The sequence below is a fragment of the Paenibacillus pinisoli genome (assembly GCF_003605435.1).
GTDB classification, from domain to species: domain Bacteria; phylum Bacillota; class Bacilli; order Paenibacillales; family Paenibacillaceae; genus Pristimantibacillus; species Pristimantibacillus pinisoli.
Genome location: NZ_QXQB01000001.1, coordinates 122,572 through 144,746 on the forward strand (window position 1 = coordinate 122,572; position 22,175 = coordinate 144,746).

Consider the following 22,175-nt stretch of genomic DNA (forward strand, 5'->3'; position numbering starts at 1 on the left):
GAAAAAACATGAAAAACCGCATATGGCGACAATAAATTTGAAAATTCTCGCCATTTCCTGAAAATGCCCTACGGAGAAGGAATGCACGAAAAGTTGCTCGCATATGCTCGCTGAGACGCCTTTGCATCGCGTTTACAAACCTTACATCCCCCGGAAGCTCTCTGGCGTCATGCCAGTAAACTTCATAAATACCCGATAAAACTGGCTAGGACTGGAAAATCCTACAATAAAGCTGATGTCCGTTACCGTATGCGCGCTTGCCCGAAGCTGCCGCTTCGCTTCTTCTATCCGCAGACGCAGCACGTATTGATAAGGCGTTACACCCGTTGCCAGCTTGAAGGAACGGATGAAGTGGTAGCGGCTCTGCAGCGCGACAGCCGCAAGCTGGTCGATCTCCAATTGCTCGGTGTAGTGAGCGCGGATATAGTCGAGCACTTGCATCATGCTCCAGTCCGGCGCCTTCTCCGGCTTAACCTCCGCGTCAGGCTTCGACGGCCCTTCAGGTGCAAGCATAGTCCCCAGCTCGGCGAACGCCAGAGACTCCGTCTCTACCACAGCCAAGGAATCCATATGGTCCATCGCAATGTAACGAGATGCGAATCTCTGGAAGTAAGACAGCATGGCTGCGGGCGCAAAAGGCCTTCTAACCTGCCCCTTCTCCCGGCAAGCTTGCCCGATCCGCTCATCCTTCGCAATGACAATAATAATGCCCGAATCATTGCTCATCCGGAAGCAATGCCGGTCCGCCGGCTGGACGACTAGTCCTTCCCCTGCGCGAAGTTCCATTTGCCGGCTTTCGTAATGAAATTCACAGCTTCCTTTGATCGGCACTGTGATCTGATACTCATGACGATGGGCATGAGGGATGTTCGTAAATTCATTTTCTATTTTGTGCAGCTCGATATTCGGCAATATAATCTGCATCTGTGTCTGCATGGCACTCACCCTGCAGATATTATAGCAATTATTGCGGGAATAGAAAGCACTATTTGCGACGCGCATGAAGGTTCCTATCCGCTATCATGAATTCTAAATCTAAATAAAGATAGGATGTTGAGAATCATGTCGCACACCGCAACGGCCCTGCGGGCCAACCAGACAGCCATGACTGTGCTGCTCGGCGTCAGCATGGCCCATCTGCTGAATGACGCGATGCAGTCCGTCGTGCCCGCTGTCTTCCCCATCTTCCAAGAGCAGCTTCAGCTCAGCTTCGTCCAGATCGGCTGGGTAGCGTTCACGCTGAATATTACCGCGTCCGTGCTGCAGCCGCTAATAGGACTTTACACGGACCGGAAGCCGCTCCCGATTCTGCTGCCGCTCGGCATGGTGTTTACGCTGCTCGGCATGGTCGGTCTGGCCGTCGCTCCGAGCTATGCCATTCTTCTGCTTGCGGCAGCGTTAATCGGGGTTGGCTCCTCTGTGCTTCATCCAGAGTCGTCCCGCGTTGCCCATCTGGCTGCGGGCAGAGGCAAAGGCTTCGCCCAATCGGTGTTCCAGGTTGGCGGCAATGCCGGGCAGGCACTCGCACCGCTAATGGTCGCCTTTGTCATTAGCCCAAGAGGCCAATACGGTTTTCTCTGGTTCACGCTGCTGGCTGTCATCGGCATTGTGATTCAATACCGAATTAGCAGATGGTACCGCGAACAGACATCAGCTGCCGCAATAGCGAAGCGCAAAGCGAATACCTCAGCCGTTCCAGCCGCAAGATTCAGCAAGCCGTTTATCGCATTTGTATTGGGCATTCTGATTATGATGCTGTTCTCGAAGTTCGTATATTTGGCCAGCATGACAGGATACTACGCCTTTTACTATATGGATACGTATAAGCTGCCTCTCGAGCGTGCCCAGCTGGCATTATTCGCCCTTCAGTTCGCGGGGATGGTCGGAACCTTCCTTGGCGGGCCTCTCGCTGACCGGTTCGGCAGACAGCGGATTATCTGGTTCTCCATTCTGGGAACAGCGCCGTTCTCCCTGCTGCTGCCCTATGCGGGCCCGACCGGCTCCATCTTGCTTTGCATCGCGATCGGCCTCATCCTGATGTCCGGCTTTTCGGTCATTATCGTCTATGCGCAAGAACTGCTGCCGGGACATGTCGGCACGATTGCCGGCTTGTTCTTCGGACTTTCCTTCGGCCTCGCCGGTCTTGGCTCTGTCGTCATGGGCTGGCTGATGGATACGCACAGCGTAGAGCTGATGGTCAAGGTGTGTGCCTTCCTGCCTCTGCTTGGCCTGTTCGCCCTGTTCCTTCCGAAAGATTCGAAGATCATGGGAAAACAGCTTTGATCGCATTTCTACTCAAAACGTATGAAAGGAGCTGTCCCAAAAAACGGACAACTCCTTTTATTTATTGCCCTACGAATGTCGCTGAACCATTATCTCCGCTGTAAGGAGGGGCTCCCGGCCTCGTCACGTAACAAATGATTAATTTGAATGACTTTCCCTTCGCGATGTTTTGATTGAAAGTCAATAGGAAGCTTTTTCCATCCGTTCCTGACGCCTGAATTTTCACTCGATCGGGTGTAAGCGAATTGTTGCGGTTGACACTGTCATTCATCCCTAGAGTAGCAATATTGACAGGATTCTGTTCTGACGTGGCTTGAATCCAGTAATTTCGGGGATCAGTGCCTTTCGCTTGATCCACGGGCTGATCATAGGACAGCTGTAATTGATTTGCAGAAATCTGGGATAGGCTTGCAAGCATCGGAATGGATGCTGTTGGAGAACTCGTCTGGCTCTCTACCCGCTGTGCAGCCAATGCCTGATGACAAAAACTGGTCGAGCTAAGTGCAATTAGTACAGCCAGACATATCTTTGTAATGGAATGGTTTTTCATGCGCTCCTCCTATTTGCGTATTCGGCAAATAGGTTTCCCCTATAAGCAACACTTATTCTTCCATATGAAATATCAGGTTGCTTAAGAGCTCCCTCTGTCCATATTCTAGTCTATCATTCATACCCGAAACATTTCGCCCTTGATCATGGTCCATTGCACTTCAAAACGGTCGTTAAGCAAGGCCAGATCGGCATCGAACCCCTCCGCAATGCTGCCTAGCTGGTGAAGCCCCAAGATTCTAGCCGGAGTGGCCGTCGCCATTAGTACGGCATCGTGCAGCGGAATGCCGGCCTCCGCCGCAAGCCGGAGCGCTTCATTCATGGTAACGGTGCTGGAGGCAAGCGTCCCATCCTTCAATCTCGCAACGCCATTCACAACCTGAACCTGATGGCCGCCGAACACATACTCTCCGTCGCCAAGCCCCATCGCCTGGAGCGCATCGGTAATAAGCACCGTGCCATCCGCGCCTTTCAACCGATGCATCATGCGTACAATGGCCGGATGCAGATGAATGCCGTCCACAATCGCCTGTACGCTGACATGCTCTTCTTCAAAAGCGGCAACGACAAGTCCCGGATCGCGATGATGAATCGGACGCATGCCGTTAAAGCAATGCGTCACATGGCTGGCTCCTGCTTCAAATGCCAGCTTCGCTTCCTCATACGTCGCATCCGAATGAGCGATTGCGATCACCACGTCCTTCTCCTTCAGATAGGAGATCAGCTCCATTCCTCCTGGCAGCTCCGGCGCAATCGTCACCATCCTGATCAGACCTTCCGCCTCGCGGAACAGCAGCTCCATCTCCTCCAGATCGGGATGGCGCAAAAACTTCTCATTTTGCATCCCCTTCCGCTTAGGATTGAGGTATGGTCCCTCCAGATGCAGCCCCGCAACTCTCGCCCCTGCTTCATGTCCAACGACACGCTTGACGCTGCGGATCATCGCCGCCAAATCCTCCAGGCTGGAGCTTACGGAGGTAGCCAAAAATGCGGTGCAGCCCGTTGCGGCGCATGCGCGCGACACCTGCTGAACGCTCTCCTCGCTGCCATCCATCAAATCAAAGCCGTTCGCGCCGTGAATATGGACATCGATCATTCCCGGAATTAACAGGCAGCCATTGCCGTCAATCCGTTCATACCCGTCATAAGGCGAAGCTAACGTCCCCGGGTCGATGCGCTCGATTATTCCGCCTTTGATCCAGACAACACCGGGCTCCGTCTGATTGCCGGAATGGGCAATACGCACATTGTCGATTACTTTATTGGCCATGCTGCTTCTCCTCCTTAGTCGCGCCGCCATCGCATTCAATGACGGCAATGTTTTGCTGGTCGAACAGCTCCTGATATTCGGCAGGAATAGACTGGTCGGTAACGATAATATCGATCCAATCAAAATCCAGCCGATAGACGGACTTGCGGGTGAATTTGGTGAAATCCGCCACGACAATGACTTGATCCGATCGCCGCGCCATCTCCTTTTTGACCGAGACATCATCCTCATGCGGGTAGTACAAACCGTCGCTTTGGATAGCGGCAGCGCCAATAAATGTCTTGTCGGCCCTGACTTCCTTAAGCTTGTCAATAACTGAGGGGCCATACAGCCGCCGGTCCCTGGCATGCAAGTAGCCTCCAAGCACGTAGACCTGCAAATCCTCTCTGCCGGAGAGGATGCTGACGATATCAATCGAATGCGTAATCGCCATCAGCTCAGACGCCTTCATATGCTCGGCTAAGCACTGTACGGTCGTCGATACATCCAATATGACAGTCTCCCCGTCATGAATCAGCTCCGCCGCTGTCTCGCCGATGATCCGTTTCCGGTCGGATTCCGCGATCAAGCGATCCTGGTACGTCGCCAGTTCTTTCTTCAATTGCGGCAAAGCGACTCCGCCATGCGTCCGGATGACTACGCCTTGCTGCACCAGCTTCACGATATCCCGGCGCGCGGTATCTCTGGAGATGCCGAGAAGCGAACAAATATCCATCACGCTGATGGCATGATGCTCCTTCAAGTAACCAAGGATTTTAAGCAAGCGTTCCTCTTGATACATTCAACCACCTCTTTTAAACACATATTACCACAACATATAAGTAATTGATACAAATACTTAAGTATTTGTAAGTAATTAATGATATTAATTTAATCTATATGATTTGATCCGAGTTTTTGCGCAACAAAAAAACCGCATAGATATGCGGTTAAGGACTTAGCTCAAACTCAACAATATGCTGCCGAGTTGCATCATTTCGAGGTCGTGCCATCCAGAACAATGCCAAAGTACGTTCGGAGCGCTTCGGCATACTCCGCCTCATTGTCAGGCTTGAAGGTATGGACGCCATCCTTCCTGAACAAGCGGAATTCATCCTCTGCAATTGTATTGCGGCCTTCCTCCGTCTGGATGGCCAGCATCTTGACGCTTCTGAATATCGAATCCGGAGCATGCTCACACCAATAAGACGCCATCAGGTAGTCCTTGGCAAGCTGCCGCTCCTCCGTGAAGGAGAATAATCTCAACCACTCGCTCTCCTTTCGCTCCATCAAGAACCAACCGAAATCCGCATCCCTGTCCAGACGGTAGCATTCGCCGCCTTGCGGCTGCTCCAGTCCTTCCAGCAATAAGAGCGGCCTCTTCGGTACGATGCCGCCTACTCCCACATCGCATAGATAGCGGGAATCCCCAATCCTCACGAGCAGCACATGATGCCTGCGCTTCGGCGGCAGATCCGTCTCGTCTCTCCAGAAACGGGCAAAGCAGTCTGTCACGTCATAGCCGAGCTCGCGCAGCAGCCATCCGAACAGCGCATTCAATTCGAAGCAGTAGCCGCCACGTCCGCGCACCACGATTTTTTCATAAATATGCTTTGGTTCAAGCGATAGCGGTATGCCCTGAAGGATATCCAAATTCTCATAAGGCACTGACCGCAGATGGCGTTCCTGAAGCTCTGCAAGCGCCTCCGCGCTTCCGTCCTGTTTTCCGGTATATCCGATTCTTTGCAAATAGAGTTGAGCGTCCATGTTCCATGCCCCCATTGAATCAGTATGTTTAACGATTATCCGATTTTTTTCATATACCCTACCAAGGTCATGCGATTGTTGACAGAATGCTTGTATTCCGTACGCTTGTAACCCAGCTTCTCATACAAGCGGCAATTGCCCTGCTCCTGCAGGATTGTCTGCAGCTCCCATACTTGATGCTCCGGGAACAGCTTCTCCGCCATTCGAATCGCTTGCTGAGCGATGCCTTGTCCCTGGAACTCCGGCAGCACGAAGATTGGGCTGATCCATGCGCTGCTTTGCCGCTGTACGATGCGAATGGCCCCCACGACCACTCGATTCATCACGATATTGTAAAAGCGTCCGTTGCGAACCTTATCAGTCAGACGCTCCAGCGATTCGTTCGCGGGATTTGTTTCGTCATCCATATATTTTTTCAGCAGCGGCATAAAAGTGCGTCTCTGCATCGCATGCAGCTCCTCGGCCTGATCAAGCTTTACTTCCACTAATTCTATCATGTGCGTACCTCCCCGCGTAATAGTAAGTTTGATAATCACGAACATTCATAAATTTATTTCATTATTTAATATAGCTAAGTGAATATAATCAATAATTTACAATTGATAACATAAAATCAATGGATTATCATTGAAGTGCAAGCGCTTTAACTTCATAGATTCTTCCTGTGAAAGGAGTGATTCAGAACGAACCGTGATGAGCGAGGTAAGCTTCACTCAGCTTAGATAGGATCGTCCGGCACCATCATTACTTTTGGGAGGGATTTGTCATGAAAAGCATGAAGGGCAGTATGGTCAAGTTTCTATTAATTGTTGTCATTGTCATAGGAACAGTACCCTTATACTCGCTTACCGCTTTTGGCGCTTTGGCTACGCCCACTTTGAACGTCAGCGCTTCAAGCGGAACGTGTAATTTAAGCTGGAACGGAATATCCGGTGCAACAGGCTATGATATCTACCGGAACGGCAATTGGTACAGATGGGTAAGCACCACTTCGACTGCCGACACAGGATTATCCAACGGAACGGCTTACACGTACACCGTAGCCGCACAGAACGCCAACGTATCTCCGATCGACACTTCTCCTCAGAGCGCCAGCAGAACCTGTACGCCTAGCTCCGGCGGCGGTGGCGGAGGCTCCTTAGCCGCTCCAACGCTGAATGTCAGCGCCTCCAGCGCAACTTGCTCCTTGAGCTGGAATGCCGTATCCGGCGCAACCGGATATGATGTGTACCGCAACGGCAGCTGGTACAGATGGACGAATGGCTTGTCGACCGTCGACTCCGGATTGTCCAACGGCACAACTTATTCGTACACCGTATCCGCACAAAACGCCAACTCTACACCAATTGTCACATCTCCGCAGAGCGCCAGCAAGAATTGTACGCCTAGCGGATCAAGCAACCCTAATCCAAGCGGATTCGTTGTAACCCAAGCCCAATTCAATCAAATGTTCCCTAACCGCAATTCCTTCTACACGTACTCCGGATTAGTATCCGCCTTATCCTCATTCCCTGCATTCGCCAACACAGGCAGCGACACCATCAAGAAACGGGAAGCAGCAGCTTTCCTCGGCAACGTGGCTCAAGAAACCGGTCATCTTCAGCACATTGTCGAAATTAACACGAACAACTACCCATTATACTGTGCCTCCCATGCACAATACCCTTGTGCGCCTGGCAAGCAGTACTATGGACGCGGCCCGATTCAGCTGAGCTGGAACTATAACTACGGCGCTGCGGGTGCAGCACTCGGCCTTCCGCTGCTATCTAACCCGGATCTGGTGGCGCAAGACGCTTCAGTAGCGTGGAAAACTGCGCTTTGGTTCTGGGTGACGCAGACTGGCGCCGGCTCGATGACTTCGCACAGCGCGATTGTCAATGGCGTTGGCTTCGGCGAGACAATCCGTACGATTAACGGATCAATAGAATGCAACGGCGGCAGTCCGCAATCTGTCAACAACCGGGTCAGCTACTTTACGAACTTTGCCAACATACTGGGTGTCTCTACAGGCGGCAATCTCACTTGCTAAAGCATAACCTCATATTCGTGCCTTACGCTTAACTCATTAGGTTAGATTTTACACAAATTGATTTTTGGATCCGATTCATGAAGTTGCAAACGGACAGGTGCGCGGTCACTCGCTCAGCCGCATGCCTGTCCTTTTACTTTTTTGAGGTTCGAGGAAATTAGCAGGTTTATTTGGGGAATTCTTCCTTTCCCTTCTATAGAATATACAATATAAACAGTCGATCTGTAAAACGGTCTTGGATCAAACAATCAAACTTCAGGCTCAGGCAGCTCTATATAAAAAGTAAAGAAGCCCTTGTCGTGCTCCAGGCCGAGGTACCCGCCATGCAATTCAATAATATTCCGCGCAATCGATAAGCCGAGGCCAGCGCCCGGACTATTATTCTTCATATTCTGCTCCCGCCTTGACGGCTCCGCCTTATAGAAGCGCTCGAATAATCGACTTTCCTTCTCCTTCGCAATCGGTTCCCCTTCGTTAGCCACGCTCAATCGAATCAAGCCGCCTTGCCTCTTCAGGCTGACGGAAATTGCGCCAGATTTAATTGAAAATTTGATCGCATTCATGAGCAAATTATCTATGGCGCGCACAAGCTGCTCGGCATCGACATATGCCGTTACATCCTCGGCTTCCCGCTCTCTATGAAGCTGTAAGCCGTTATCCAGAATAATCGGCTCTATCTCCGTCAACATCTGCTCCAGCAGATTGGATACATTCACCGGCTTCCGATCCAGCCGGACCGCCCCGCCCGTAAGGCGTGTATATTCGAATAGATCATCGACGAGCTTGGTCAGCTGCTGCGTTTTGTTGAAGGCATTTTGAATATACCGTTTATGCTCTTCGAGATCCTCGTAATTGTCATTTTTCAGTAAATTCAAATATCCGGCAATGCTCGTAAGCGGCGTGCGCAAATCATGGGAGACATTCGTGATCAGCTCCATCTTGGACCTCTCGGCTAGCTTCTCCCGCTGCATCATCTCTTGAAGCTGCTCCGCCATAAAATTAATGTTATAAGCCACTTCGCCCAGCTCATCGTGATGAACGGGCACCCGTTTATTGAGATTGCCTTGCGCAATTGCGATCAATCCGTCGGCAAGCGTACGCATATAGCGCACAATCGGCCTTGTGAACAGGAAGAAAAAGAAGATAAACATAAACACCATCACAAACAGTTTGCCGAACGCCCAAGGCATTTTGATCTCGATCCTATCTAATGGAACCGTTACGAAAAAAGAAAGGAAGAAGCTGATAAAAGCCGACCAGAACAGCCGGCCGCGTATATTCCTTTTCCAATTCAGCACCGACAGCACATTTCTACTCAACTTTATATCCCACTCCCCAAACCGTTTTTATATATCTGGGTTGACGCGGAGTTTCCTCAATCTTCTCCCGAATATTCCGTATATGAACCATCACCGTGTTGTCGGACAAAAATTTCTCTTCCTTCCAGACGCTCCGGTAGATGTTCTCCACATTGAATACATGGCCGCGATGGGTTGCCATCAGATCCAGAATGGCGAACTCTAGCGGGGTCAGCGACACTTCCTCGCCTCGCACCGTTACAAGATGGCGCTTCTTATCGAGCGTGAGATCGCCAATCTCTACAATGTGAGCATCCCCAGACTTGGACGCCCCCGCTCCATCCAGATGCTGACGGCGAAGCTGGGCTTTGACCCTCGCAATCAGCTCCAGCGGATTAAACGGCTTAGTGACATAGTCGTCCGCCCCGGTGGTCAGCCCCATGATTTTATCCATATCCTCTCCTTTCGCTGATAACATAATAATCGGGCATTTCGTGAGCTCTCTCATTTTGAGACAAGCCGTAATTCCATCCATACGGGGCATCATGACATCCAGAATTATGAGATCAACCTTCTCGCGGCGAAGCAGCTCAACCGCATGCAGCCCGTCTTCCGCCTCCATCACGCTGTACCCTTCATTGCGCAAATAAATATGAACAACGTCGCGAATCTCAGGATCATCATCGGCAACAAGCACGTTAATCATTGGGGTCATTGGGTATCTCCCTTCTTCAAGAAAAAGCCTCAACTTACTAAGCAATAGCCTCATATCCATGTGTTCCGCTTACTGCGAAAGCCATTTCGTTGTCTAGCTATGTTCTAACAGTTATGGCGCATTAGCTTCTTACACATGTTCTTCCGCTTACTGCAGAAGAGCCCTTACGTTTACTACTCATGTTCTCTCACTAACGGCGCATCTTTATCCATATTTTTGCATGTGCAATGAATTTCAGCAAGAAGGAGCTTCGTTGTGGAAGGGTCGCTAGCTGTCCTTTTTCTCGCATACATAGACGAATGCAGGCGGTAAGTTCAGCGGCACGAAGTGAACTTCCCGGATATGAAATAGCCGAGCCAGATGCGGCTTCATTTGCTGAGAGTACTGGAAGGCGATGAATAAACCGCCCGGTTTTAATGAACGTACGATTTGGTCCAGCAGCCGGTCGCGCATCAACGGTGAGAAATTGAAAAAAGGCAATCCGCTGATGATACAATCCAGGTGGGGAATCCCTTCTGTATCCAGCACTTCTCTAAGCAGCAAGGCATCCTGGTAACTAGAATATTCGGGATACTTTTTCTGCAGCTCATTCAGTAGAAAAGGATCCTTCTCGAGCAAGACTACGCGGGTCTTGTTGCGGGCAACCTTCCCGATATGCTTCGTAATGGCGCCTGTGCCGGCTCCAAGCTCGGCTATACTGTCAACGTGCATCCATGGCACCTGTCCCAGCATCCTCAGCGCCAGAAAGGCGGAGCTTGGCGTTACGCTTCCGATTTGTTTGGGCGATCGAACAAATTTATATAGAAACAGCAGCTTCTCTTGAATGAAATTCATATGCAGTTCCTTCCCTTCGTCTTGTTATGACTACAGGATAGAAGACAATTGTGCAGAACACTCGCAGGAAATTCTGAAGAAAAGTTAAAGATTCTGCAAAGCTGCCTATGGGCGCTTTAAGTGAATGCTGTAAGCCGTGTTTTGCGGCTTGCAGTGCTCAGAGGGGCCTTCGCGCTTGCTCTAGGCCGAGTTTCTCGCGTTGCAGCGCTCAGAGCAGGGGCCCTCGCGCTTGCTCTAAGCCGAGTTTCTCGGGTTGCAGCGCTCAGAGCGGCCCTCGCGCTTGCTCTAAGCCGAGTTTCTCGGGTTGCAGCGCTCAGAGCGGCCTTTTCGCTTGCTCTAGGCCGAGTTTCTCGGGGTGCAGCGCTCAGAGGGGCCTTCGCGCTTGCTCTAGGCCGAGTTTCTCGGGGTGCAGCGCTCAGAGCAGCGGCCCTCGCGCTTGCTATAAGCCGAGTTTCTCGCGTTGCAGCGCTCTGAGCGGCCTTCGCGCTTGCTCTAGGCCGAGTTTCTCGGGTTACAGCGCTCAGAGCAGCGGCCTTCGCGCTTGCTCTAGGCCGAGCTTCTCGGGTTGCTGCGCTCAGAGCAGCGGCCCTCGCGCTTGCTCTAAGCCGAGTTTCTCGGGGTGCAGCGATTAGAGCGGCCCTCGCGCTTGCTCTAGGCCGAGTTTCTCGGGGTGCAGCGCTCAGAGCGGCCCTCGCGTGCTCTAGGCCGAGTTTCTCGGGTTACAGCGCTCAGAGCGGCCTTGGCCCACGCACTAAGCCGAGTTTCTCGGATTGCAGCTCTCGGAGCGTGACTGGCACATGCTTGCTGCTTTGCACTTCGAAGAATCTATATATTGCGGATGTTGGAAGCGCGTATTACACTAACTACTAAATTATAAACAGTGCCCCGCAGCAACTTGCGGACAGGCACACAACAACTAGGAATGGAGGGACGCCCGCGTGTCGTCAGAAACAAGAAGCATACCCGCTGGAGAGAAACTAGCTGAGCAAGACAGCTTTCTCCAGGGAGTTAAGGACTGCGTCCCAACCCTGTTAGGCTACCTAAGCATTGGGCTTGCTGCCGGCGTGGTACAAAAAACAGCTGGCCTTACCATAACCGAGATTGCCCTGTTAAGCCTGTTGCTCTATGCTGGCTCCGCCCAGTTTATCTTTGCCGGGATGATTGCAGCCGGAAGCTCGCCGGCAGCTATTATCTTTACGATCTTTTTCGTGAATCTGCGCCATCTGCTGCTAAGCGCTTCTCTCTCCCCTTACTTCCGCCATCTATCCGTATGGCGAAATATGTGGGTAGGCTCTCTGCTCACGGATGAAACTTTCGGCGTCGCAATCCAACAAGCGGTGACGCGCAAAAAGCTTGGCGAGCGCTGGATGCATGGCCTCAACGTGACCGCTTATCTGAACTGGCTAATTGCCAATCTTGCAGGGGCAATGCTGGCGAATTGGATCTCCAATCCGGAGCAGTACGGCCTCGGCTTTGCGCTTCCAGCCATGTTCATTGGACTGTTGGTGCTATCTATATTAGGCAGAGGCAAGCTTAAGCTGGATATCGCCATTGCGTTAATTGCGGCAGCAGTTGCTATTGGAAGCGCGCTCCTCTTCTCAGGCAGCATGGGCATTATTATTGCAACGATTGTAGCTTCAACTATTGGAATGGCGGTGGATAAAAGATGGAAGTAAGACCAGAAGTGCTGTTCATTCTGCTTGGCGCGGCGATCCTAACCTTTCTTCCGAGGGTAATCCCGCTCATGATCTTGTCTCGGTTCGAGCTGCCGGAATGGGCCGAGCGCTGGCTGAGTTTTGTTCCAATCGCGGTCATGGCGGCATTGATTGGGCAGGAGCTTTTTTTGCATAACGGAGAATGGATTCCAATAGGCAGCAACTTGAACCTTTTGGCGGCGATACCCGCCTTTATCGTCGCAATTCAAACAAGAAGCCTGCTGCTGACAGTAGTGACCGGCGTATTATCTCTGATGCTCTTGCGATTGTGGCTGTAAGGCTCCTGAGCGTAGATAAGCAAAAACTGACCATTTATGAATGGTCAGTTTTTTTGATAATTGCCCCGTATCAAACAAATTGATCTGCAAGAACTATTATCCCTAATGCTCCTATTAGCAACAACGCGCGCAGCATGAGCTAAACTGGCGATCTACATTTTCAACATCATACTGAGCTCGCCGATTAAGCGGAATTAGAGGCTGCGGAAAATGTACGTAGAATAGCTATCAGGAAAATATGATCGAAAGCTCAGCCCTACATCAGGAAACTTGGGATTCCTCATATACGACTTCATGACCCTGCCGATTGGCATGCAGATGCCAGTAAACCTCGGCGATTCGATCCGGGTCGAAGTGCGTATCCTTCGCAACGTAGCCCGCAATGGTCACGATACCGACATGAATGCCTTTCGGCGCCAATTCCTCGCCTAGAGAGAAAGCCAAGCTGCGCAGTGCTGCTTTGCCGAGCGACAAAGAGGCGTATTTCGTGGACGGATGCAGCGCGAAGCCCCCTCCGGTGAACAGAATCGTGCCTTTGCCCTGTTCTTCCTGCCCGGGGATTACCTGCAGCGCGCTTGCCAGCGCTCCTGACACATTGACCGTAAGCTCGCGGCTTAGCTGGTCCGGCGTGAGCGAGGTTGGCAGCCCAGCTTGAAGAGCCGCTGCATTATATACCAATACTTCTGGCGAGCCGTAGCTTGCTTTAATATTTTGGAATGCGGACTCTATGGATTCCGTCTCCCCGGCATCCCCTTGAATGCAATGCGCTTCAATGTTAGATGCAAGCAACTCGCTTACGAGCAGTTGAAGCGACTGCTCATTGCGCGATACTAGAATGACGCGATAGCCATGCTTGCCGAACGCTTTGGCCACGCTTAGCCCGATTCCAGGCCCAGCGCCTACGATAACTGCCGATGGTTTGCTCACGCTAAGGCACCCCTCCCACGATAATTGGCATGCGCTCGCGAATTAAATTTTTTCAATTCACATAAGGCTGCACCCGAGTTCATTATGGCATTCTAAAACCTATTTATCCAATAGGAATTATTGATATTATTGGTCGTGATTCTGGTTTGATCTATAAATCGCTATATCGCTTCCTTCTATCACTTCCTTCCATCGTTCCCTTTATAGACCTCAAGTCATTCAGCTTGCTGCCTACGACAAAGGTTCCGATAGCACTCCTGTATCGTTGCAGCCATTAAGATTCCATCGTTTCATTCTCGAACAGGCTGGCCTCCCGGTAATTGATGAACATATGCAATTTGCCGGTCATGGAGCGGTCGATATCCCCTTGCTCATACAGCGCTTGAACGACATTGCGCTCGCTTTGAATCGCCTTTGCCTGCAGCTCCTTCTTCTGCTCCTGCAGCTCTTCATTCATTGATGCTCTGAACTCATCCGACTGGAGCATCTCCTCGATCTGACGATAATGGGAAATGACCGACATTGCAGCCGCGCGGTTCGTATCATCAGTGCATGCTTTTATCTCATCAACCGCATTATGGATGCACTGAAGCTTTATCTCCTTGTACTGCTCGAGCCCCTCTTTGGTCCACTTTGGCTTGCGGCCGGGATACAGGCTTTTTTTGATAAAATGGCGAATGGTGAAGAGAACGGCTGAAAACATAAATTTAAGCCGATTCGTCAGCGCCACTTCTGTCTGCTTAAGCGCATATTGGCAAATGCCCGCAACTTCCTCATTAATTTCCCCTTGCTCCAGCTCGCGCCGCACAGTCTTCGCTTCTGCACGCAAGGCGAGCAGCCGCATTTCTACCGTTTTCTTCTGAATATCGGCAAAGCTTCCTTGTTCCCTGCCCTTCAGCCATTGAAGCTCCTGCTGATATTGGTTCATGATCGTTAATGCTGCCGCCCTATTCTCATCGTTCATATGATCGCGCACCGTCTTCAGTCCCGCTTTCAGCACTTTCATTTGCGCCTGATTTTCCGAGTAGCCTTCCAGGGCCTCAAGCTCGGCTTTCGTATCCCTGCTTAGGACAGGGAGCAAGGCACTAGCCAAAATCAGCGTCAGCAAGATCACACCCGCAGACAAGCAAATGATCAAATCCCGCTCTGGAAAAGGCGTTCCGCCTGATACAATAAGCGGAATCGAAAACGCGCCTGCCAGCGTTACAGCCCCTCGCACCCCTGACAGCGAGGTGAGCAGCGCATCCCGGAGCCGCCGCCCTGATGCGAACAAGTACACCCACACAAACCGCAATAGAAGCAAGATTGCCGTTATAAGCAAGGTATACCCTATGACAATGCCGTTCGGGTACGCCTCATTTTCAATAATGACGGATGCTACGCTCGGAACCTCCAGCCCAAGCAGAACGAACACCAAGCCGTTCAATATAAACAAAATAACCGTCCATGTGCTTTCCGACACGATACGGAGCTCCGCTGTAGCCGCCTGTAGCCGATCCCGTTCAATCGCATGGACGATGCCCGCAGCAACAACTGCCAGGATGCCCGATACGCCTAACTCCTCCGATACCAAATAAATCAGAAACGGCGTCAGAATCATAATCAGCATATGTACCGTGACGTCCTCCATGCCCAACCGCCGCAGATAGACGCGCAGCCATATGATCAGGAACGCCATAATGGCGCCAACCGCCAGGCCTCCGATTGCAATAAGGAAAAAGCTTACCGTCGCTCGGGCCGCAGAGAACTCCCCCGTAACGGCAGCCGCTATCGCAAATTTGAACGCCACAAGTCCCGATGCGTCATTCATCAGAGCTTCACCCTCCAGCAGCCTCATGATGGAGGAAGGAAGCCGGATTCGCCCGGCCAGCGATCCGACAGCCACCGCATCGGTCGGCGACAGAATCGCGGCAAGCGCGAATGCCGCAGCCAGCGGAATATCCGGTATAAGCCAATGAATGAACGGCCCTGCCACAAGCACCGTGGCAAGGACAAGTCCCAGCGCCATCAGCAGAATCGGCGCCCGCAGCTGCCACAGCTCATTGCGCGGCGTTCTTCTTCCATCATTAAATAGCAGAGGTGCGATAAACAGCACAAAAAATAATTCCGGATTCAGCTCCAGATGCTCCGCCAGCGGCGTTAATGCGATGGCCATGCCAAGCGCAATCTGTATGAGCGGTATCGGAATAAAGGGCACAAAGCGGTTCAGCACATTCGATAATCCAATAAATCCAATCATGATGAAGACGAGTAAAAACAGTTCCATGGTTCTGCTCCTTTTGCATAACGATGCAGCCTAGTCTAGATGGTTATTATTTGATACCTTGCCGTAATTATGCCTGGACGCAGAGAGTTCACACGATTCAAATGAGAGAAGCCCCCGCTCCTCCATATGGAGGAACGGGGGCCCATTATTTCAATTGATTAAGGCTGCAGCTGCCATAGAGCCGGCACATTGCTTGGCTCCCAGCCATTCAGCGAAGTATGCGCTTGGATACACTTGTAGACTTTGCCGTTATAGGATACAAGCGCATTCACCGCATATGCCGTATTCGGCGCCCAAGCCGTTGCGCTAGGGCCTTGAGCCGTTGTGACCGTAATGGCATTGCTGTTGCCGGATTCATTGTTCGACGGGTCATATGCCCTGACTGTGAACGTGTAATTCGTGTTCGGCGACAAGCCCGTTACGAGCTTCTCGGTTGCTGTGCCAACTACCGTTGCGATCACAGTATTGCCGGAGTAAATCCGGTAGCCTGCGATGCCGTTCGCATCCGTCGATGCATTCCACATGAGCGTTACCGAATTGGAGCCCGGCGTGCCCATGACATGCAGTCCTGTCGGATTGGTCGGCGGAGTATTATCGATCGGCTGCGCAACCGTCGTCACCGTGACGCTATTGCTCGCTGGTGAGCGGTTGCCTGATCCGTCGAAGGCCTTCACCGTGAAAGTGTATGTCGTTCCGGCGAGCAGATTCGTCAAATTCACACTCGTCTGAGTGCCCGGTACAGTAGCAATCGGCGATGGGTTAGAGCCGCTATAGATCTCATAGCCGGCTACACTGTTGTTATCCGTGGAAGCTCCCCACGAAAGCGCAGCAGTTGTAATGCCGACTGTGCCTGCTGTCAGGTTGGAAGGCGTTGTTGGAGCGATTGTGTCCGATGGGCCGAATTGCGCATCAATGGCGATATACCATGCGTTTTGCGTATCGGCAATATCCCATACCGCAAGAATAATATGGTAGCCCGTTCTGGACGGAACGTTACAAGTATGCGACAGCGTAGCCGGCGGCTGCTGCCCGTTGCCGTTAATGGTACAGAACGGCGTCAGATCCAGCTGCGCGCGAGTCAGCGGCGCATTCGGATTCCAGTCCGGCTTTGTGATGAAGTAGCGGTAGCTCGTCGTAGCGTGACGCGCCGTGAACTTCCAAGTGAACGTATTCGTGCCGCTTGTCATATTGACTTTGTTCCAACGTGTTGCCGATTGCTGATCGAGGGCAGAGAAGGCCGCGAGCCCCGCACTGGCGATTTTACCGTCAGCCGGACCTGCCTGCGGGAAGCCCTTCAGCCCTTCAAGGCTTTGCGGCTCATAAATAATCGGGCCGCAATTCGTATTGAGGCCGTTCTTGCACTGGATGGCCCGGCTTGCCGGATCATCCACGTAACCGTGGGCGGAGACAGACTTGGAGAAAGCAAGCATACAAGCGAATAACAGCAAGAGACCACCGCTAACCATCAGAACGCGCCTTATGAGAGTTGAATTCATACGGACTTGAAGCATCATCACATTACCTCCTTGGGTTTAGGTTGGTATGGGTGTCCACCTATCTCCTACACAAACTTATGGAGTGCTATTGCGGGCTGCCTCCTCTCTGCAATGTGGCCAAACCTAGCGGCAAAGCATAACGAAATAGACCAACCCCTTATACAACCGATTTATATAAACTCATAATGAGCCTATATACGCATGGAGACCTCTGCATAATCGAGTTGAGACGGGTTCATCGCACGTACGCTTTTCTGGCAAGCGCGAAGAAGTATGTAGCGGTAACGGGATGAACGCTGCGCTATCCGAGTTGAAATATACACACTTGGTGTGACAAATATCACAATTTTATTTTGTAAGCGTTGTCATTAAAATGATTATTCAAAATGAAAATGAATTGGCCTGATTAATGATAAAGAGATAGCGAGTTAGCCGGTAAGGGATGTGGGTTGTCGGAATGCAAGGACAAATGCTGGAGCAATGATGGATTCAATCCAAGTGGGACTGATGCATAGTCGAAGAATAGTTGTGGGGTCGAAACTAGCTGAATCTAACCGGATAAGTAGGTGTCCTGGTTCGGATTCGTGCTGGGGTTTTAGAATAATTCTATTATAATGCAGATTCTACTATTTGTGTACTATTATTTTTGAAAAAAATAGAATTTGCCCAAAAAGCTGACAAACTCCCCTATAGCCCGACTAAATCAATCAGCAGCGCGATGACTTTGCTCGACTTGAACTTATGGTTCAGAAAGACGCTCATCCAGTCAGCGAAGCCGAGCAGCAGCAGAGTTGTTACCAGCACAATCTCCCTCTTCTCCGTGCGCTGCCGGATCATAAGGGTCAGACTGCCTCCGAATATAACGATGAACAGGAGTATAAACCATATCATGAAGCAGGCTCCTCCCGCCGCTTGCCCCAGCCCTTCCGTATCCATGACACGAGCAGCAGCAGACAAGGGATAAAGATGCTGTACAGCAGCGTGTACTCAAAATCATACCGCTGGCTGAACTCAATGTTCTCGACAACGTTATCGTAGCCCAGCGCCAGCCCGGATATGAGCAGGATCAATGCAATCGTCACCCAAAACCGGCTTGAAATACGGAACAGCTGGCATAAGCCCAGTACCGAGCAATAGTAAGCGATGGAGAGCTTAATGAAAATCGCAGCAAGCAAGATAAGCGCAATCGTCGATTCCAGATGCTCGAAGAACGTCCCTACATGAACCTCCTGCGCAATTACAAACAAAGGATACGTATCGTGAGAAGCGCGCGTAACGCCGAGCACCCCGATCGTAAAAAATGTTGTTAAGCTAAGAAGTGCCGTCGCCATTATAATCGCCCAGATAAAACTGCGCTTCACCTTCGCCTGCACAAATGGAAACAGCATCAAAAATACCAGCGACTCCAAAAACGGGAATCCGAAGATGTTTCTTGTTTCCACAAGACTCTCCCATACATTCATGCGAAAGCTGCCCTGAAAGTGGTTCCAGTCCCACTGCGCCAGCGCCATGCAGAAAATGAGCACAAAAGTAAGCGCCATAATGATGAACAGCAGCTCAGAAGATCTGGCGATCGTCTCAATTCCTTTTATGACCGCATAAGCCGTAATGACGAGGAACATGGAATGAAAGACCGTCAGCGGCGTAATCGGCATCATAGTCTGCTTCATAAAGTCTCCTACATTGCGGGTAATAAAGACTGACAACTGGATAAAGTAGGTAATATACAAGAACGCCAGCAAGCCGCCTATCGGCTTGCCCGCTACCTTCATGCAAATATGGATAATGGACATGCCCGGGTATTGCCGGGCAAGCCTAATCCAAATTAGCGCAGCCGCTATGCCTGCGGCGCCTGCCCAAAACGGGATGATCCATGCATCCTGCTTGGCTACGGCTATTAGACCGCCCGGAATAAAGAAAAAAGAAGTTCCGGCAAGGAAGGATAGCGTGAGCACAAAAAATTGCCATACCGTTATTTTACTACTTTCCACTAGCCTTCCCTCCCATATATGGATTAATTATTTCTCCTACATCGTTCACAGAGCTGGTGACTTTCAAGTTAAGCCTCGTGTCCTTCCAGGCCTCCTCCTTGTCCTGAATGGCTTTCCACGCGCTACCCCGCTTGCTCTTGATCATGTCCGCCAAGCCGAACAAATCCCATTCTTTCTTCAGTGCCCTCTTATAAAGCTGGTTGGTTGTCTCGCTGACCTCGCGATTGAATTCATCCGTAAGCTTGGACAGATTCTCCCAGGTAAGCTTCTCCATCTGTTCATTGTTATGAATCGCCAGATTTGCTGTGATCTTCACATTCCAGACCGGGACTCCGCCTGCTTGGGTCAAGCTTTGCTTCACCTTTATTTTGTTGGCAAACAAGTCGATGTCCCTGTTGTTCATTTTTATAGTTTGGAAGAAGGTGTTCGTCTCGCCTTTCAACAGATTGTAATAGCCGTTATCCCTCAGCCCAATTCTCCCGACCATTCGATCCTGCTTGATTACGGCAACGCCGCTCAGGACCAGATTGCTTCGATTGGCTTCAATCGTCTCAAAGCGCTTAATCGTCTGGAACGGCTTGGAATCGCTCAGGCTGATGACAGGAAGCATAGTACATTTGGAGGATTCCATGTTCTCCACCAGATCCTTTACGCGAGACTTCAAGCTGATTCGGCCTGTGGACATGTTCGTATTATGCACAAGCGCCCGCAATGTGCGGCCGGGAAGCTGCTCAAGCGGCGTATAGGTCATCATGACATCGGACAGCTTGGAGTCTGTGATGAACAACAGCAAGCTGGAGCGGCGGTTGTATTGCCTTTCGTAGAAATTGACGAATTGCCTCAGACCCTTGCGGGCTAGCGCCTCCGTAATAATATGGGTCTGATAATGATCAGTGAACAGCTTGCGCGGCAAGCTCTCGGCTGACCTGCGCCCTGTCTCTCCCCTCGATTCGCCTTCTACCTTGTATGTATATACGGGGGAAGTTCCGCCTTTTCCCGATTCTTGCGAGAAGGCCACCGGATTGACGATTTGATAATAGACAATGCTGGCGCCGGTTTCCTTATTCTCCTCGGAGCCGACCAGACCGACTATCGCCAGTTCATTAATTTCTGTCCGATCCCAGCATCCCGTCAGACAGCATAGAGCAAGTCCAGCCAGCGCGATCCTCCGAATCGCCGGTCTCATAGCCCCCTCCGCCCTTTTTTCGCATGATTCTCCGTCGGGTAGTTCTTCATCCATGGCCGGGGCACCCTGACAAGGACATCCTTCCAATCGGATAAGACCACAGGCGCTATTGGCGACAAGTAAGGCACATTAAACGACTTGATGGATGCCAGATGAACGATGGTGAACAGTACACCGCATAATACACCGAACAATCCCATTGCACCTGCCATCATCAGGTAAAAAAACTGGAGCAGCCTCTGCGTGATGCCGAAGCTGTAGGAAGGCGCGACAAAGTTGGAAATCGCCGTAATGGCCACGACGATAACCATCGCCGTCGATACAAGCCCGGCTGTTACAGCCGCTTGGCCAAGCACTAGCGCCCCGACGATGGAGATCGCCTGACCGGCGATACGGGGCATTCGCAGTCCAGCCTCCCGCAGCACCTCGAAGGTGACCATCATGATTGTCGCCTCTACAAATGCGGGGAATGGCACACCCTCCCTCTGTCCCGCAATGCTGATCAGCAGCGATGTCGGAAGCAGCTCCTGGTGATAGGAGACGACCGCCACATACAGGGCCGGGACAAAGATCGAAAGCATAAATGACAAGATGCGCACCCAGCGCAGCAGCGTCGCGATATCCGCCCGCTGATAGTAGTCTTCGGGTGCAATAAAAAACTGGAACAGCGTAATCGGACCCACCAATGCGATCGGACTGCCGTCAACGATCACCGCTACGCCGCCCTCCAGAAGGTGGGCCGTCACAATATCCGGCCTTTCGGTGCTTAGCAGTGTAGAAAACGGAGAAAAAGTGCGGTCTTGAATCCACTCCTCCACATAGGCGCTATCCAGTACGCTATCGCTCTTTATCGCATGCAGCCGCTTGCGAAACTCTTCTACTACTTCATCAGCGGCCAGGTCGTCCATGAACAGCAGCGCCACATGATTTTCTGTCTCCATGCCAAGAGCTGTTTGTTCAATGTGCAGATGCACGCTTTTGATCCGTTTGCGAAGCAGCGACAGGTTGCTGCCGAGCTCCTCCGTAAATCCAAGCTGCGGCCCGCGCACGGTCGATTCCGTAAGCGGCTCAGACACATCCCGCTTGCTGCTCTGAGCCATCTGAATCATCATCACTTCAGGCGAGCCGCATAGGACGACCAGACAGTAGCCTTTTAGCAGATTGTCCGCACAAAGCTTAGGATCATCGGTGCAGGCTATCGAACTGAACGGAATCCGTTTCCTAATCACTGCCATTCTGTCTTTCGGCTCATGCACATCCTCAAGAGAGTCTGTCTTGCTCAAAAAGGCCAACAGCTCTTGCTCAATCTTGTTTTTGTCGGTCAACGTATCCAGAAACACGCAATAGCAGGGTATATCCGAAGTTATGACTAGCGAATGAATCATAAGATCCGGCGGATCATGCAGCGTATCCTTCAGCCAATCGACAAATGCAGACGGGTTATGGCGGTCATAGCTAGGTTTCTGTGCCTGGCGCGGATCTTGATTGGACATACGCGAAGCTCCATTCATCAACAGTAATCTTCTCCCAGTATGTCCAACCGGGATGTGGATATGCACATTTGCAGCACTGCTGCCCATACAGTGATACAC

General features: G+C 51.3%; 20 protein-coding genes. 4 read left to right on the forward strand and 16 right to left on the reverse strand.

The annotated features are described in order from the left end of the window. Positions 1-141: 141 nt before the first annotated feature. Positions 142-936 carry an AraC family transcriptional regulator gene (locus tag D3P09_RS00635; protein WP_165867262.1) on the reverse strand — a complete coding sequence of 265 codons (795 nt, stop codon included), beginning with the start codon at positions 934-936 and terminating at the stop codon, positions 142-144. 126 nt (positions 937-1,062) lie between these two features. Here D3P09_RS00635 and D3P09_RS00640 point away from each other — a divergent pair, with 126 nt between their 5' ends. Continuing rightward, the gene (locus D3P09_RS00640; RefSeq protein WP_120106216.1) at positions 1,063-2,283 is read left to right on the forward strand and encodes an MFS transporter; all 1,221 of its coding nucleotides are present in this window, start codon (positions 1,063-1,065) and stop codon (positions 2,281-2,283) included. Between the two features lie 61 nt (positions 2,284-2,344). Here the strand turns inward: D3P09_RS00640 and D3P09_RS00645 are convergent, their stop codons facing one another. The 5 genes from D3P09_RS00645 to D3P09_RS00665 all read right to left on the reverse strand — a co-directional run bounded on the left by D3P09_RS00645 (position 2,345) and on the right by D3P09_RS00665 (position 6,345). Next, positions 2,345-2,833, reverse strand: a complete 489-nt coding sequence (locus D3P09_RS00645; protein ID WP_120106219.1) for a hypothetical protein — start codon at positions 2,831-2,833, stop codon at positions 2,345-2,347. 117 nt (positions 2,834-2,950) lie between these two features. Then, complete coding sequence (gene nagA / locus D3P09_RS00650) at positions 2,951-4,102, reverse strand: N-acetylglucosamine-6-phosphate deacetylase (RefSeq protein WP_120106222.1); 1,152 nt, start codon at positions 4,100-4,102, stop codon at positions 2,951-2,953. Then, positions 4,092-4,883: a DeoR/GlpR family DNA-binding transcription regulator gene (locus D3P09_RS00655; RefSeq protein ID WP_120106225.1), complete on the reverse strand. Its 792-nt coding sequence runs from the start codon at positions 4,881-4,883 to the stop codon at positions 4,092-4,094. Before D3P09_RS00655 ends, nagA begins: the two co-directional genes overlap by 11 nt. A 191-nt stretch (positions 4,884-5,074) precedes the next feature. Next, positions 5,075-5,848, reverse strand: coding sequence for an arylamine N-acetyltransferase family protein (locus tag D3P09_RS00660; RefSeq protein WP_243643860.1), 774 nt, complete (start codon positions 5,846-5,848; stop codon positions 5,075-5,077). A 35-nt stretch (positions 5,849-5,883) separates the two neighbouring features. After that, positions 5,884-6,345, reverse strand: a complete 462-nt coding sequence (locus D3P09_RS00665; protein ID WP_120106231.1) for a GNAT family N-acetyltransferase — start codon at positions 6,343-6,345, stop codon at positions 5,884-5,886. A 269-nt stretch (positions 6,346-6,614) separates the two neighbouring features. Between D3P09_RS00665 and D3P09_RS00670 the strand changes: the two genes are divergently transcribed. After that, on the forward strand, positions 6,615-7,877 hold the full coding sequence (locus D3P09_RS00670) for a glycoside hydrolase family 19 protein (RefSeq protein WP_243643861.1): 1,263 nt from the start codon (positions 6,615-6,617) through the stop codon (positions 7,875-7,877). A gap of 248 nt (positions 7,878-8,125) precedes the next feature. Here D3P09_RS00670 and D3P09_RS00675 read toward each other — a convergent pair whose 3' ends face one another. The 3 genes from D3P09_RS00675 to D3P09_RS00685 form a co-directional block, all read right to left on the reverse strand. Further along, complete coding sequence (locus D3P09_RS00675; RefSeq protein WP_120106233.1) at positions 8,126-9,196, reverse strand: HAMP domain-containing sensor histidine kinase; 1,071 nt, start codon at positions 9,194-9,196, stop codon at positions 8,126-8,128. After that, positions 9,189-9,881, reverse strand: a complete 693-nt coding sequence (locus D3P09_RS00680; RefSeq protein ID WP_120108423.1) for a response regulator transcription factor — start codon at positions 9,879-9,881, stop codon at positions 9,189-9,191. Before D3P09_RS00680 ends, D3P09_RS00675 begins: the two co-directional genes overlap by 8 nt. 276 nt (positions 9,882-10,157) lie before the next feature. Beyond that, positions 10,158-10,724 (reverse strand): class I SAM-dependent methyltransferase, encoded by a 567-nt coding sequence (locus D3P09_RS00685; RefSeq protein WP_120106236.1) that lies wholly within the window; start codon positions 10,722-10,724, stop codon positions 10,158-10,160. 938 nt (positions 10,725-11,662) lie between these two features. On the opposite strand from D3P09_RS00685, the gene D3P09_RS00690 reads away from it, so the two are divergent. Together D3P09_RS00690 and D3P09_RS00695 are read left to right on the forward strand one after the other, a co-directional pair. Further along, positions 11,663-12,400: an AzlC family ABC transporter permease gene (locus D3P09_RS00690; RefSeq protein WP_120106239.1), complete on the forward strand. Its 738-nt coding sequence runs from the start codon at positions 11,663-11,665 to the stop codon at positions 12,398-12,400. Then, positions 12,391-12,717, forward strand: a complete 327-nt coding sequence (locus D3P09_RS00695) for an AzlD domain-containing protein (protein WP_120106242.1) — start codon at positions 12,391-12,393, stop codon at positions 12,715-12,717. Before D3P09_RS00690 ends, D3P09_RS00695 begins: the two co-directional genes overlap by 10 nt. Before the next feature lie 261 nt (positions 12,718-12,978). Here the strand turns inward: D3P09_RS00695 and D3P09_RS00700 are convergent, their stop codons facing one another. The 7 genes from D3P09_RS00700 to D3P09_RS00730 form a co-directional block, all read right to left on the reverse strand. Continuing rightward, positions 12,979-13,644: an SDR family NAD(P)-dependent oxidoreductase gene (locus tag D3P09_RS00700; RefSeq protein ID WP_120106245.1), complete on the reverse strand. Its 666-nt coding sequence runs from the start codon at positions 13,642-13,644 to the stop codon at positions 12,979-12,981. 274 nt (positions 13,645-13,918) lie between these two features. Further along, entirely contained in the window at positions 13,919-15,910 is a 1,992-nt protein-coding gene (locus D3P09_RS00705; protein WP_120106248.1) for a Na+/H+ antiporter, read from the reverse strand. A gap of 158 nt (positions 15,911-16,068) precedes the next feature. Then, the gene (locus D3P09_RS00710) at positions 16,069-17,421 is read right to left on the reverse strand and encodes a lytic polysaccharide monooxygenase (protein WP_120108425.1); all 1,353 of its coding nucleotides are present in this window, start codon (positions 17,419-17,421) and stop codon (positions 16,069-16,071) included. 672 nt (positions 17,422-18,093) lie between these two features. Then, positions 18,094-18,297 (reverse strand): hypothetical protein, encoded by a 204-nt coding sequence (locus D3P09_RS00715; RefSeq protein WP_120106251.1) that lies wholly within the window; start codon positions 18,295-18,297, stop codon positions 18,094-18,096. After that, positions 18,294-19,397 carry a GerAB/ArcD/ProY family transporter gene (locus tag D3P09_RS00720; protein WP_120106254.1) on the reverse strand — a complete coding sequence of 368 codons (1,104 nt, stop codon included), beginning with the start codon at positions 19,395-19,397 and terminating at the stop codon, positions 18,294-18,296. The genes D3P09_RS00715 and D3P09_RS00720 overlap by 4 nt, the downstream gene beginning before the upstream one ends. Then, entirely contained in the window at positions 19,387-20,583 is a 1,197-nt protein-coding gene (locus D3P09_RS00725) for a Ger(x)C family spore germination protein (RefSeq protein ID WP_165867263.1), read from the reverse strand. The genes D3P09_RS00720 and D3P09_RS00725 overlap by 11 nt, the downstream gene beginning before the upstream one ends. After that, positions 20,580-22,076, reverse strand: coding sequence for a spore germination protein (locus tag D3P09_RS00730; RefSeq protein ID WP_120108426.1), 1,497 nt, complete (start codon positions 22,074-22,076; stop codon positions 20,580-20,582). Before D3P09_RS00730 ends, D3P09_RS00725 begins: the two co-directional genes overlap by 4 nt. Between the last annotated feature and the right edge of the window lie 99 nt (positions 22,077-22,175).